Below are 12,962 nucleotides of genomic sequence, written 5' to 3' on the forward strand. Positions count from 1 at the left end.
CAAAGATCATTTTAGTACTTTTAAAATATTATATCAATTTACATCTTCTTTTGATAACCCGCGCCGAAATCTATCAAAGAATAATGTCGATTGAAAACTATCGTAATCATAGTCTCGATAATGACCCATTTTGAAGTACTGTAGGTTTCCTGACTTAATCTTGTTGCCTATTGAACCGGTTATTCTGGCAATAAACTTATCATTTGCCCAAATTTCAATAAGACCTGTGTTGTTCAAGCCCCCTTTAATGCGATAACGCATATCTACCCACCCTTTTGTCGGGTCTGGTAGGTCAGGGTCTGCTGAAAGGTGGATTTTGATCTCAGCATCTTGCTTGTATTCTTGCGGGTCTGCGAGAAAGGGAAACTTGCTGATATCTTGTTTCTCGATTGCCTGTTTCAATTGCGTTAGAGATAGTTTTGCCGAAACCGCATCGTCCGCTTCGGTTATTGCATCGTGCTGTTGGCGCAATCCTTGCCGCTCCAAAAGCATTAATTGCTTCAATTCATTGACAAATAGAGAAAAATCACGCTCAAAGCTACCTGAGGCTTTTGCAACTAATTGTCGTGTATCATTGTGTTGAACCGTTATATGAAAAACACCATTGTCAAATCGTTGTGCCAAAAAAGGGCTTCCACCTGACTGCTCTTTCCATTGTCCGATGACCCAGCGTGTACTTCCGGCGGGTTTGCCTTTACCTTTAATTGTAAAGCTGAATGAATACCAAACTTCATGGCCGAATTCACACCAGTTACTTGGGGCTTCCCATAGCTCGTGCTTTAAATTACCCTCTTTGTCCAGCTCGTCATGACCGGATACTTGTATTGCCAGAGCTTTCGCTCCTTCGCGAACGATTGTTTGTTCTAGTTGATAATTAACTGAACTTCCTAGTCTTTTCACATCCCAATTTCTTGCGTTTGGGAAAGTGTTGAAATCGTCTTGCAATTGCGGACAACTATTATGGGCTTGCACAACAGCAGAACCCAGTAAATAGGTTGATATAAAAACAGCTAGTATTGCGTAAGTTGCAGAAAAGTTACCAGTCAATTTACAGATCTCTAGAAGTTATCAGGACACTGACTTTCATAGTATACTAAGATATGTAAATAGTTCTTATATGATCAGCTGTAGCCGGCCTCGTGAATAAAACTCTCTGGATCTATTTCATTATGATACAATTGCTCCAAAACTGCTTTGGGCGCTTTTAATATAAGTTGACTAATTTTATAGGGAAAACCGGCCCGTACCATTGCCTGTAATTGCTTCTCCACTTTGTTTGAATCCCCCCCTTCACGCCAATTGCCAAAACCCCTTCGTTTTGCATAATAATTTGCGGCTTTTAGTTCGTCATATTGGCTCGTATCAAAGCCCTTTTGCAAAATTGTTGGCTCTACACCTTTTTGCAAAAGACTGCTTTTAATGGCTCTTTGGGATTTCCCGCGTGCCAGCCCCACGCGTATTTTGGATTGCGTATAAACAAGATCATCTAGTAGACCGTGTTGCTCGCACTGTATTGCAACCTGATCGACCAAGTGCAGATAGTCTTGAGGGTCAATTTCTTTTTTTTGACAGATTCGCTTTAATTTTCGCTCAAGCACACGCTTTAAATTGTTTTTTGAGCTCGCGTATCGCCCCAGATATGCATAGGCTGCTTTGATGAGGTAGTCGTTCGCAAATGTAGAATTCATTTCACAGTTTACCAAGGGAAGAGATCTTCCCTTGGTATATAATAGTTAACCAACAAAAGCACGTTCAACAACAAACTCACTCGGATTGTTGTTAGCCCCTTCCCTCAAGCCGGCTGCTTCCAACAGGTCTTTTGTGTCATTAATCATTTGCATTGATCCGCAAATCATTCCGCGATCAACTTCCGGGTTTAAAGGCTCTACCCCTAATTGCTTAAAGAGTTCACCGGACTTTATAAGGTCTGTGATCCGTCCTTTGCGCGGGTAGTCTTCTCTTGTTACAGAGTTGAACAAGCGCAGTTTTCCTGCAGCGACTTCCCCGATGAGTGGATCATTAATGATACCGTTGACAAGCTCTTCACCATATTTCAACTCAGCAACTTCACGGCACGTATGGGTGAGGATGACATCCTCAAATTTCTCATAGGTTTCTGGGTCGCGAATGATTGAGGCAAACGGTGCAATACCCGTACCTGTTGAAAACATATATAAGCGTTTTCCCGGCAACAATGCATCGTTAACGAGCGTTCCTGTTGGCTTCTTTTTCATAAGAATGTAATCGCCAACTTCAATTTTTTGCAGGTGTTGGGTTAACGGCCCATCTGGCACTTTAATCGAAAAGAATTCAATTTCTTCATCCCATGACGGGCTGGCAATTGAGTAGGCGCGATAAAGCGGCTTGCCATCTATCATCAACCCGATCATAACAAATTCGCCAGAGCGGAAGCGAAAGCTCGCAGGACGCGTGATACGGAACTTAAAAAGCCTGTCCGTGTAGTGGGTTACTTCAGTTACTTTTTCTGCATATACATTGGCTGGAATGGCAGCTGCCAATTCTTCACCCTTCATTACGACATTCATTGATTTGCAACTCCAAAGCCGCTTGTGTTGTTTGCTGTAACCCCTTCTACAGTAGGTAACTCCAAAAGCTAAGCTTTCTTAATTCATAAAAGCAAGACGAGATAGAATATCTTGTCAGCAACTCGGCTACTACTAGAACGATACAGGTTTTTAGAACAAGTGTAGACTTATTAGCTTGTGCTTTCATATCAGAGCAGATGCCAAAATGTCGCAGCCATGTTTCACAAAGCAAAAAAAGCATAGCAGACGTTGGAGATACAACAATACGGAGCTTGATAGCACACCATATATGATGAAACTTATGCTCATTTATAGTTATGGAATATATACATATTATTTCACTAACTAACATGCGATAGTGATTTCACACCAAATGTCCGTCCGCTGGTTAAGAAATTTGATAGTTTAAAGATGCCGGTCAACGATTTTATGCAGGGCCTTCGAGAAACGAAAACGCCGCCTCCTCGCTTTGGCAAGCCTATTTATCAATAGAAAATCCCTGAAGGAAATAGCATCCAGCAGTGACCCTATGAAGGTTCGAAAATAGAGGGATTTGGTCACAGGGAAGAAGTTATCGTTATTTTTGTGCACCCTTTTCGACAGTTATAACCAAATCAATATTAATTATACGCTGCCCCACCCTACGCAGGCACGCAAAAGTGTAACCTACGACCTCGGAACCGCGTTTTCTCCATAGTCCAAGCTCTTAGATCAGCTGGCAAAAAGCATTATCGAATAAGCAAATCATGAACAGGGAGTGGTGGCCGGGGAAGTTTAAAGCATCTTTATTTGACAATCATTGCAAAGTCATGACCTCCACCAGAGGTGGAGGTTTGAAACGCTTCGCTTGGACCACTAGAAGTGGTTTTGTTAGTCGTCAATAACTAACCTTGAACAAGTCGTTGTAGTCACTCGCCTTATCCTTCTTCTCCTGATTTTGGATATAGCGTCTAACGACCTGTTCTTGATAGCCCGTCGTTGAAACGAAGTATCCCCGCGCCCAAAAATGATATCCCTTGTAGCGCCGTTTCCTCGCATACTTATTGGCAACATAAAGAGACGTTTTGCCTTTCAAAAAACCTATTATATGTGCCACAGAGTATTTCGGTGGGATTGAGATAAGCATATGCACGTGGTCAGGCATAAGCTCTCCTTCTTCAATACGACACCCTTTTTCTAACGCTAATCTGACAAACTGGTCTTTCAGCTCCCTTCGCAACTCACCATAAAGCCGTTTTGTGCGGTATTTACTGCTAAAAACAACATGATATTTACAGTCATAAGTACTGTGTTTAAGGTGGTCTACATCCATAAAAACCTCCCTGCTTGATTATCGGGCCTCAAAATACAGCGGCCCAAGCAGGGAGGTCTCTTAACTAAATTGTAGAACTCTTCCTGTCCTCCACCGGAGGTGGAGGTTTATTTTGCCTACAATAAAAACCCCGCGCAATGCACGGGGTTTTTACAAGCAAGTATTTTGTAGAATTAATGCTGCAAAATCTGGCTCAAGAACAACTGGGTCCGCTCATGCTGCGGGTTGGTAAAGAAAGGCTCTGGCTCGTTCTGCTCAACAATTTGCCCTTGGTCCATAAAGATCACCCGGTTGGCGACCTTACGTGCAAAACCCATTTCGTGGGTCACACAAAGCATGGTCATCCCCTCTTCAGCCAATCCCACCATCACATCAAGTACTTCCTTGATCATTTCAGGATCAAGCGCAGATGTCGGCTCATCAAACAGCATAATTTTCGGATTCATACAAAGCGAGCGGGCAATAGCCACACGCTGCTGCTGACCACCAGAAAGTTGCCCGGGATACTTATTGGCCTGCTCAGGTATTTTCACCCGCTCCAAATAGTGCATGGCGATTTCCTCTGCCTGCTTCTTTGGCATTTTCCGCACCCAAATCGGGGCCAGTGTACAGTTCTCTAAAATGGTCAAGTGCGGAAACAGGTTGAAATGCTGGAAGCACATGCCCACTTCCCGGCGGATTTCGTCAATCTTTTTCAAATCAGAAGTCAGCTCAATACCATCAACGATAATCTGCCCCTTCTGATGTTCTTCCAAGCGGTTGATACAGCGGATCATAGTTGACTTACCTGAGCCGGATGGCCCGCATATAACAATCCGCTCACCGGTCATAACCTTAAGGTTGATATCGCGCAGCACGTGGAAGTCACCATACCACTTATTCATCCCCTTAATCTCGATAGCAACATCGGTATCAGAGACATGCATTTTAGAACGATCTGCCTGAACTTCGGCCATGTTCATTTCACTCATTTTTTTTACTCCGAATTTCGTGAGGGACAGCGCTCTTAGCGATGATCACCGGTACTTAGTTTGCCTTCCAGATACATGGAGTAGCGAGACATTGCAAAGCAGAATATGAAGAAAAATGCTGCAACAAATACATAAAGCTCCACAACTAGTCCATTCCAGTTTGGATCCGCCAGTATGGGTTGGATAATCCCCAATGGATCAAAAAGACCAATGATGGACACCAGGGTGGTATCTTTAAACAGTCCTATGAAAGTATTCACAATACCGGGAATGGATATTTTCAAGGCCTGCGGCAATATGATCAAGCGCATGCTCTGAAAGTAATTCAGCCCAAGTGCATCTGCCGCCTCGTATTGTCCCCTTGGCAAGGCGGCCAATCCGCCACGAATAACCTCTGCCATATAAGCACTGGCAAAAAGCGTTACCATAATAAGAACCCGTAGGATCAAATCAAAGTCCCAGCCCTTCGGAAGGAAGTAATTCAACAAGGTTGAGGCCACAAACAGCAATGTTATCAACGGCACGCCACGAATAAACTCGATAAACCCAACGCATATGGTCTTAATAAAAATCATATTCGAGTTACGCCCTAAGGCCAACATCACACCAATCGGCAGAGAGAAAGATATTCCCGTACAACCAATAATCATGGTGAGAAGAAACCCACCCATTTTATCCGAGGGTACGAATTCAAAGCCAAATAAACCACCCCAAATGAGGAGATAGGCAATGAGAGGATATATTGCCGTGAACGCCAGTAATGCACTGCGATATGGTAGTTTATATAGCACAGGAGCGATAGCCACCAGCAGCAGCAGAAAAGCCAGATTAGGGCGCCAGCGTAAGTGCTCAGGGTAAAAGCCATAGGTAAACTGCCCCGCGCGTTCACTTACCACAGCCCAACAAGCCCCGTCAGGCGAAAGGCTGCGGCACTCATCATATGAACTTGCGCTCCATACAGCTTTGGCTATTGCCCATTGATAAAGATCTGGCAGGCTGTAAACCAGCATAAAACCGGCAATTAGTGTCAGCAGCACATTCAAAGGCGATGAAAACAGATTGGCCATCACCCATCCCATCGGCCCTGTTGTTGTTACCGGTGCAGGTAGCGCCGGCTTTTCATTTTGTGCCACAAAAGCAACGTTTGTTTTATCTCCCTGCATGCTAACGCCCCCTGATCCGAACCATATGATTATATTTATTCATGGCAGCTGAAATACTCAGTGAGGTGACGAGGTAAAACGCCATCAGCAATAAGACACATTCCATAGCGCGCCCTGTTTGATTAAGCGTAATGCCACCTAAGGTGCCCGTGACGTCCATATAACCAACAGCAATGGCCAGCGATGAGTTTTTCGTCAAATTCAGGAAGTTGGAAATCATAGGTGGAATAATGATGCGTAGCGCTTGCGGTAAAACAATCAATCGCATTGTGCGCGCAGAGCGCAGCCCCAATGCATGCGCTGCTTCGCTTTGTCCTTTACTAATCGCCTGGATACCAGCGCGCACGTTTTCAGCTATAAAGGCACCCGTGTAAATAGAAAGGGCGAGCCATAGTGCGACCAAGGAAATGCGCATATGTATGCCACCCTTGTAGTTGAACCCCTTCAATTCAGGATATTCAAGCCCCAATGGCATGCCTGCTGCAAAAAAAGCAAGCAGAGCAGGAACAATCAGAATACCAAGGGAAAGCATTCCTACGGGTAGCCTTTTTCCTGTTTGCTCCTGCTGTCGTTTGGCATAGCGGCGCAACACAAAAACACCAACAACCGAAATACAAAACACAAGAAAAACCAACCAGCTTCCAGCTTCTGTTGTCACACTTGGAATATAAAAGCCACGGTTGGTGGCAACCAGAGCGCCGCCAAGCATGGGATCGCTCAATTTCGGTTTTGGCAATAAACCAATAAATACGCTATTTACGAGAAGAATTTGTAATAGTACTGGGACATTGCGGGCAACCTCCACATAAGCACTCATTATTTTGCTAATAAGCCAGTTTTTTGAAAGGCGCAGAACGCCCGCAAAAACGCCAATGACCGTAGCAGTAACACAGCCTAGAACCGCAACGAGTAAAGTATTTAAAATACCAACTAAAGCTGCTTTCCAATGTGGAGCGCGCGAAGTGTATTCAATCAGCTTTTGATTGATATCATAGGAAGCCGGTTCCCATAAAAATGAAAAATTAAAGTCTTTGCCCGCATCCCTAAGATTACTGACAATGTTTGTAACCAGAAAGCTACCAATCAGCATTACAGCAATTAAGGCTATTATTTGGAATGTATAGGAGCGATAACGGGTATCGCGCCAAAGCATACCAACTCGGAACTCTTCTGGCCCCTCGGATGTAACTACGCTCATTTCATTGCCCAATTCTTACTTATTATACAATTAGGGCGCGGTCATCCCAGTACCGCGCCCTAGTTAAAATTAGCGATATGGTTGTGCGTAGAGAAGACCGCCATCAGTCCACTGCGCGTTCAGACCACGTGCCAGACCGATTTTTGTATCCTCACCCAAGTTACGGGCAAAAATTTCACCATAGTTACCTGTGGCTTTAATCACTTGAACAACGTAGTCATTCGGCAGGCCGATTTTACTGCCAAGTTCGCCCTCAGCGCCTAGCAAACGGCGTATTTCCGGACTTGTTGCAGTCTTAGCCATTTCTTCCACATTGGCTTGTGTAATGCCTTTTTCTTCAGCCTCAACCAGTACATTCAAAGTCCAACGGGCAATATCGGCCCACTGCTCATCACCTTGGTTGACGAGTGGTCCCAAAGGCTCTTTTGAAATTATTTCAGGCAGAATGATGTGCTCATCTGGCTTATCAAACGTGGCACGGCTCGCAGCTAGGCCGGAAGCATCTGTCGTGTAAACATCACAAGCTTCAGCCAAGTAATTTTGACGTGCTTCACTATTCTTCTCAACCGGTACCGGCTCGTAGCTCATGTTATTGGCGCGAAAATAATCTGCAAGGTTAGCTTCGGTAGTAGTTCCTGTTTGAATACAAACCGTTGCTCCATCAAGCTCAAGGGCAGATTCAACACCAAGTGACTTGGGCACCATAAAACCTTGCCCATCATAATAGGAAACACCGGCAAACGAAAACTTCAAATCAACATCACGGCTGAATGTCCATGTGGTGTTACGTGAAAGTAAATCCACTTCACCAGAGGATAATGCTGTAAATCGTGTTTTACCCGTTGTTGGCGTGAACTTTACCTTCGTAGGATCGCCCAAAACAGCGGCGGCAACTGCACGGCAATAATCAACGTCAAAACCGCGATATTCGCCCTTGTCATCGATAAATGAGAAACCGGCAAGTCCCGTCGAGACTGCACAGTGTAACATACCTCTTGCCTTCACATCTTCGAGTGTCGAAGCTTGTGTCGTTGTTGCTGCGACCATCCCCAAAATGCCGACTAATGCCGCTGGAAGTATCTTTTGAGCCATTATATTAGCCTTTTCTACTAAATATCAGTCCTGACATAATTACCTAAAACAAATATCTCCTTTATCTGCCCTAGGTTAGAACCCCCCGATGGTTCTTATCAGTACAGTTATTGCATAATATAATTCGAAAAAGGTCAACAGCAAACTAGTAATTAAATAGTTTTCATATGATAAAAACTATAAAAATGCGTAGTTTTTTAGCATATGTTACATTTCTAAACATAGAAAGATTATATATTAACCAGACACCACCTAGACCATTTGGAAATAAAATTCCTTCTACATAAATATACATCATGATATATAAAAAAGTAATTTACGTTCATTAAGTAAGGATAAATATGTACCGCCCACTTTCATAAGAGAAATAGATATAATAACTTCAAAGATATTGATGAGTAATCGTGTGTGTAAGTAATTTACTTTACTGATAGGTTTTTCTTCTGATTGCACAGCATAAATACAAAAAAGGGGCAATGAATTGCCCCTAATCGGTGAAATTATTCCTAGTTGTGGAGAATTATGTCAATTATCGTCTAATAGTCTTCATTTCGACGTTTTTCACGATAGATGAGCCAGAGGTTGCGAAAATAAATCACCATGCCCAGGCCCTGACCTGCAATAAATACCGGATCTTGTCGCTTAATCGAATAGATAAGAAGTAACAAGCTTCCACCAATAGAAAAGAACCAGAAAGCAACAGGCACTATGGACTTGCCAACCCGCTCGGATGCAATCCACTGCACAACAAAGCGCATCATAAACAAAGCCTGAGCAATAAAGCCAAGAATAACCCAGTAGTCGAGCCGAACAACAAAAACTGTATGCAACCACTCAAGCAGACCGTTTAGCATTAATCGGCACCCTCACCTTTACCGGCAGTCGGACTTTGCCCACCACTTACAACAACGCTGACCTCGGGTATTTTATTTCGACGTCGGCGCAACCACCAAACGCCGTAGAGATCGAGAATGCCAATGAGAGCCCGGTCAAAAACCCCGTACTTGGAAGAACCATGCATTCGTTCTCTATCAATAACATCAACAAATATAACGCCAAACCCCTCCCTGATGACCAATGCTGGTAAAAAACGATGCCAGCTGTCAAAGTAAGGCAGGCTTAAAAAAACATCTCGCCGAACTGCTTTCAAACCACACCCACTGTCTCGGGTGTTATCCTTTAAAAGCCAACCACGTAATTTATTAGCCGCTTTTGAAGCATATCGTTTAAACAAACTGGCTTTTCGACCAAGTCTTTGCCCGGCAGCCAGCGCAACAGCGGGCCCGGCCCGCTCAAGACCATCCACTAAATTCGGGATATATGCTGGATCATTTTGGCCATCACCATCAATTGTTACAATGATGTCGCCGCGTGCCTTTAACATGCCCGTACGAACTGCACAGCTTTGACCACTTGATGTTCCATGTCGATAAACACGTAAAAACGGATTGCTACTTGCGTATTCAAGCAACACATCACCGGTACCGTCACTGGAGCCATCGTCTACAACAACGACTTCAAAAGAGCGCCCATCCAAAGCATCTTTAATTTCATCAATCAGACCCGGTAGGTTTTCCCGCTCATCTTTTGCCGGTACAACAACGCTAACTGCAAGGGCCTGCTGGACGCTTGTGTTTGCCATTTTCAAATCCTTCTCCAGTCAGCAACTCTACTTGCAAACCATTAAAAGTACTTTTATTCAACGGGCTATCTACTATTTTAGTCGATAGCCATACATCGTCCTAAGGCTTTAAAACCATCATTTATTTTGCAAAGTGCTGCGTATCACACCCTTACCAGTTAAACGGAAAAGGAAATGCCGTTTTCCCATCCACCTGGCGAGGTAAATTGAAAAAGCAGCTCCCAGCATCAGCCCGGCAATAACATCGCTCGGGTAATGGGCACCAACGATAACACGACTAAAACCAATCCAAAAACCCAATCCAGCCCACACCCAACGCAGCCGCGGCCAAAGCAACATTAAAGCAACAAACAAAGCACCCGTTGTTGTGGCATGACCACTCGGAAAACTGGTATAACTGCTCACCCATGCAAAACTATCGAAAGCAACAGGACCCAGTTCATCGAAATGGCGTGGTCTTGCGCGACCAAAATTCCACTTCAAAACAATAACCGTAAGCCCACTGAGCGCAACACTCATGAACAGATAGGCCGAAACCATAAAACTGCGAGCAACGATATATCGCCTTCTTAACCCCACTCCTTTGAAGGAGCAAGCAAGTAAAAACAAGCATAACAAACCCGATGGAACCAAGATCCAACCAGATGTTCCAAAGTCCGTTAAAAAATCAAACAGCTGATAAATTACCGGTGGCAACTGTCTGGAAAAGGGAACTGAGACCGGGTCCAAAAACACCAGTGCAAACGGTATTAACCAAACAAAATAGACCAAAAAATCTTTAGGTCGTTGCCAACTTGCAATTGGTACAACTGTGGTTTGGGCATGGTGCGCGCGTCCGTTAATACACTTAATCATATGTCCAAAATTAGCAGTAAAGCGCTCCCAATGCACCCCAAGCCATTTTACATATGACTTTTTGCCTGCATCTTGCTCACCTTGCTCTTGTTGCGCAACGCATTCGCTGGCCGTAACATGTTCTTGAGGCTCAGCTTGTTCATTCAAAACGGCGTCGCTCTCCAGATCTGGTTGCCCAGTCTTATTCTTATGATTATCATCAGATTCTTTGTTTTTCTCAGCCATCAACTTTTGCTGCGCCTTCCTGATAGAGCATCAAATCAACATCATCGCCGCCATTTATATTGAGCCCCTTTACCTGCCCAACACTATGGTATTGCAAGCCAATTTTTTGTGCCTCATCCTTAAATGACTGCCAATAAGGCCGGTCAATAACCGCAATTCGGCAAGAGCTTGGCGCTTCTTTTAAAAACTCGGCTCCGCCATGATTGGCAAGCACAGTATCTGTTCCGTTTAAAAACACTAAGCTTGGCTCATATAAACCGGATATCAGTAGTTTTGGGTGCGCACAGTTTGCGCCTTTTTCTATAGCACTGACGAGACGCGAAGAAATCCAGATTTTATCGAGAGCAGGACCGCTAAAGCCCCAGAAACCAGCCATCAACAGCAAGCTGGCAAGCATTGTCCCACCCACTGCTTTCAAAGCCTGATCTTTCACTAAATGACCTGCAGCATATAGGGCTGCGATTGCAGCCAGAACACAAAGAACAACACCTGGAGGCGAAGGCCAGTCCCCTAGATACACTGGGCCAACAATAGTTGCACTCGCTACCAGCAAAGCTGGTAGTGCCAACAGTACACCACTTGCCCAGCGCACAATTCGGTTGCTAATTTCAAATCGTTTCTCGACCAGCACATAGGCACTTAGCATTGCAAGTGCCGGCATTAGCGGCATGGTGTAATGCGGTAACTTTGTAGGCACCAACTCAAACACAAGCCACGAAGGCAGTAACCAGCACAAAGCAAAAACAACAACCTTTTGCCTACGTTCGCGCCATATTTGCGGTAGGCTCATGATCAGAAAAGGAAATAACGGCCAGAACACACCAAAACTAATTAGTAGATAAGTCAGTGGCGGTGCGCCGTGGCTTTCTTGACCCGATGCTATTTTTGCTAGGAAGTCTTTGCCCAAAGCTTCTTGAAAAAACCCCCCGTCGGTGGCGATATAAATGGCCACAAGCCAAGGCACCACGATGAATAGAGCATAAATAATACCACTAAGAGGCGCTAAAACACGCATAAAATCAATTTTGCGACGTACCGCAAATAGTCCTAACACCGTAAGCCCAACAACCATGGGGCCAACAGGGCCTTTTATCAAGGTTGCAAACCCAACCCCACTCCAGAATAAAAACGCCAACCACCAGGAACGTTTAGTATTGTCTTTTAGAAAAGCACGGGCAAGAGCACCTTGCGAGAGCATAATACAAGCGAGCATCGCCGCATCCGTTTTGGCAAGCCGCGCTTCTACGTTTAAAATAATTGTCATGGCAACCAATAAACCGCACACAAATGCGGCAGGGGCTGACATAAAACCACGAGCAACCCAATAAGCCAACAAAACCGATGCGATTGCAGCCAAGTAGGAAGGCAAGCGATATACCCATATGGGAGCATTTTGATCGTAGCCCGTTGCTTTGGCTGCGGCAACTTGTAGCCAATAAATGCCAACGGGCTTTTTGTTACGCGCCTCATCTTGAAAGCGAATGTTAACGTAGTCACCAGTTTCCAGCATTTGTTTGGAGGCTTGCGCAAAACGCGGCTCGTCCCTGTCTAGCGGCGGCACCTTCATTTGCCCACTGGCAAACAGCAGTGCACTAAAAATCAACAGTACGAGTATTGCGATATATCGATAGCCTAAAAAAGAAACCAGTCTAGGCAAAGGAGCCTTCTCGCTTGCTGGTTCGTCATCGGGCAAAACGGCATCATTAACTTGTGCAGTCACAATCTATGACCTCTCGCTAAAAGTAATTTATAGGCGTGCATTGCGTTTGAGACATGCGCCATTACTCGTTTTGATTTCGCCCCACAAAATCATATTTTACATTCGGCTATTCATAGGTGATATGTTTTTTTTTTCAACAAATCTCTCTGATTTTACCCTCATTTAGATCTGATATTGATAAAACAACTTAAATGAAAACTCTTATTGACCCCACTAGCTTACCGCATCTTTCATGACA

Annotated in this window: 12 protein-coding genes; all 12 read right to left on the reverse strand. The window is 44.4% G+C overall.

Features of this window, described 5'->3' with window-relative positions:
* Window positions 1–33: 33 nt before the first annotated feature.
* The gene (locus AYK67_RS02235; RefSeq protein WP_068081728.1) at window positions 34–1,047 is read right to left on the reverse strand and encodes a heparin lyase I family protein; all 1,014 of its coding nucleotides are present in this window, start codon (window positions 1,045–1,047) and stop codon (window positions 34–36) included.
* A 74-nt stretch (window positions 1,048–1,121) separates the two neighbouring features.
* A complete protein-coding gene (locus AYK67_RS02240; protein ID WP_068081731.1) occupies window positions 1,122–1,688 on the reverse strand; it encodes a regulatory protein RecX in 567 nt (188 codons plus the stop codon).
* Between the two features lie 45 nt (window positions 1,689–1,733).
* Complete coding sequence (locus AYK67_RS02245) at window positions 1,734–2,534, reverse strand: ferredoxin--NADP reductase (RefSeq protein WP_420800593.1); 801 nt, start codon at window positions 2,532–2,534, stop codon at window positions 1,734–1,736.
* A gap of 889 nt (window positions 2,535–3,423) precedes the next feature.
* Complete coding sequence (gene tnpA, locus AYK67_RS02250; RefSeq protein ID WP_068081736.1) at window positions 3,424–3,858, reverse strand: IS200/IS605 family transposase; 435 nt, start codon at window positions 3,856–3,858, stop codon at window positions 3,424–3,426.
* A gap of 173 nt (window positions 3,859–4,031) precedes the next feature.
* Complete coding sequence (locus AYK67_RS02255) at window positions 4,032–4,829, reverse strand: amino acid ABC transporter ATP-binding protein (protein ID WP_068081738.1); 798 nt, start codon at window positions 4,827–4,829, stop codon at window positions 4,032–4,034.
* 35 nt (window positions 4,830–4,864) lie between these two features.
* Entirely contained in the window at window positions 4,865–5,992 is a 1,128-nt protein-coding gene (locus AYK67_RS02260; RefSeq protein WP_068081742.1) for an amino acid ABC transporter permease, read from the reverse strand.
* 1 nt (window position 5,993) lies between these two features.
* Window positions 5,994–7,190, reverse strand: coding sequence for an amino acid ABC transporter permease (locus tag AYK67_RS02265; protein ID WP_068081745.1), 1,197 nt, complete (start codon window positions 7,188–7,190; stop codon window positions 5,994–5,996).
* A 69-nt stretch (window positions 7,191–7,259) separates the two neighbouring features.
* Window positions 7,260–8,282 (reverse strand): amino acid ABC transporter substrate-binding protein, encoded by a 1,023-nt coding sequence (locus AYK67_RS02270; protein ID WP_068081747.1) that lies wholly within the window; start codon window positions 8,280–8,282, stop codon window positions 7,260–7,262.
* Window positions 8,283–8,818: 536 nt separating this feature from the next.
* Window positions 8,819–9,136: a lipid-A-disaccharide synthase N-terminal domain-containing protein gene (locus AYK67_RS02275; RefSeq protein WP_068081750.1), complete on the reverse strand. Its 318-nt coding sequence runs from the start codon at window positions 9,134–9,136 to the stop codon at window positions 8,819–8,821.
* Complete coding sequence (locus tag AYK67_RS02280) at window positions 9,136–9,924, reverse strand: glycosyltransferase family 2 protein (protein ID WP_068081751.1); 789 nt, start codon at window positions 9,922–9,924, stop codon at window positions 9,136–9,138. The genes AYK67_RS02275 and AYK67_RS02280 overlap by 1 nt, the downstream gene beginning before the upstream one ends.
* A 117-nt stretch (window positions 9,925–10,041) precedes the next feature.
* A complete protein-coding gene (locus AYK67_RS02285; protein ID WP_068081755.1) occupies window positions 10,042–11,004 on the reverse strand; it encodes a phosphatase PAP2 family protein in 963 nt (320 codons plus the stop codon).
* Entirely contained in the window at window positions 10,997–12,724 is a 1,728-nt protein-coding gene (locus tag AYK67_RS02290) for an ArnT family glycosyltransferase (RefSeq protein ID WP_208976195.1), read from the reverse strand. The genes AYK67_RS02285 and AYK67_RS02290 overlap by 8 nt, the downstream gene beginning before the upstream one ends.
* Window positions 12,725–12,962: the final 238 nt, after the last annotated feature.

Origin of the sequence: Polycladidibacter stylochi, assembly GCF_001562055.1 — a bacterium.
Lineage (GTDB): Bacteria > Pseudomonadota > Alphaproteobacteria > Rhizobiales > Stappiaceae > Pseudovibrio > Pseudovibrio stylochi.